At 64.1% G+C, this 1687-nt stretch carries 1 protein-coding gene; it reads right to left on the bottom strand.

Annotated features, from left to right (window positions below):
• Positions 1-122: 122 nt before the first annotated feature.
• On the bottom strand, positions 123-1687 hold a 1565-nt coding region (locus AC1DX0_RS35540), incomplete at its 5' end, for an ABC transporter substrate-binding protein (RefSeq protein WP_477359133.1).

Below are 1687 nucleotides of genomic sequence, written 5' to 3'. Positions count from 1 at the left end.
ACTGCCGATCTCCCCCCTTGCGGGGGAGATGTCCGGCAGGACAGAGGGGGGTGTGACGAAACTCGGCCTTAGGCCATGTCCCACCACCGATTTCTTCGCGAATTCTCATCCGCGCAAATGTGTCACGATTCCAGATACGTGTCCGCCCAGTTCGACACCGCCCAGCGCGGGTTGTTGGCGATGTTCCCCACCGTGTCGCGGGCGACGCTGATGAAACTCCATTCGGCGACGTTGATCAGCGGCAGGTCGGTGGCCACTTCCTTCTGGAACTCCTTGTAGAGGTCGGTGCGGGCCGCCGTGTCGAGCGTTTCCGAGGCCTTGGCGATGAGCGCGTCGAGCGCGTCGTTCTTGTAGCCGCCCTGGTTGGAGAACGGCACGCCGTCGGGAATGCCGCTCTGCACCAGGATGGTGGTCGAGATCGCCGGGTCGCCGCGGAACACCGGCGGGCCGACGGCGAGGTCGAAGGCGTGGTCGGTGTAGACGGCCTTGATGTGCGCGGCCGAGTCGTTGTTGACCAGCTCCGCGTCGATGCCTATTGCGGCCAGCGCCTGGCGCAGATAGTCGCCGAACTGCTTGGTCTCGTTGAAATAGGGCGCCGGCAGGAGTTTCAGCGTAAAGCGCTTGCCGTCSGSGCCYTTYTTGTAGCCGGCCTCGTCGAGCAGMGCGTTGGCCTTGGCGACGTCGAAGGCATAGGTCGGCACRTCGGCGRTGTAGAAYTGCGGRTCGTTCTTCGGCACCGGKCCGGTGGCSGTSGCGGCATAGCCRAGGAACACCGTCTTGACGACGAAATCCTTGTCGATGGCRTGCGCRATYGCCTGCCGCACYTTCACATCGGCCAGTTCCTTGCGGCGATGGTTGATCTCGACGACSAGCTGATAGGTCAGCCCTTCATAGCCCTTGSTGATCACCTTGAGRCCRGGCACCTTGGAGATGCGKTCGAGATCTGCCAGCGGCACCGCGGAAAAAGCGGCGAGCTGGATTTCCTCGGCCTCCAATGCGCTCGCGGCCGACGTGCGGTCGGGCAGGACCTGATAGATGATCTCGTCGAGATAAGGCTCGTCCTTGCCCCAGTAATCGGTGTTCTTGGTCAACCGGTAATACTGGCCGGCCTTGTACTCGCCGAACTTGAACGGCCCGGTGCCGATCGGCGCGTTGTTGGCCGGGTTGTCCTCGATCTTGCCCACTTCGTAGATGTGCTTCGGCACGACGCTGCTCAGCGCCGGCAGCGCGTTGCGGATCAGCTGGAACGGCGTCGGCTTGGCGAACTTGAACACGGCGGTGAGATCGTCCGGGGTGTCGACGCTGGCCAGATCCTTGAACACGGTGCGGCCGAGATTCTGCAGCGGCTTCCAGATCTGCAGTGCCGAGAAGGCGACGTCGGCCGAGGTGAACGGCTTGCCGTCATGCCATTTGACGCCGTCACGCAGTTTGAACGTCACTGACAGCCCATCGGCGGCGCCTTCCCAGCTCAGCGCCAGGCGTGGCGCCAGGCCGTCCTTGCCGTCGAAGGAGGCTTCGGCGAGCGTCTCGACGATCTTGCTGGAGATGAAGAACACGCCGTTGGAGGCGACGATCGCCGGGTTGAGGTTGCGCGGCTCGGAATCGGCGGCAAGCACCAGCCGGCCGCCCTTCTTCGGTGTCTGCGCCCAGCCCAGTGTCGGCATGGCGGTGGAGGCCGGTGGAGGCC

The organism is Mesorhizobium sp. P3_A9 (genome assembly GCF_056402975.1).
The sequence above is the reverse complement of the archived record's forward strand: the minus strand, read 5'-3'. Positions and strand labels throughout refer to the sequence as shown.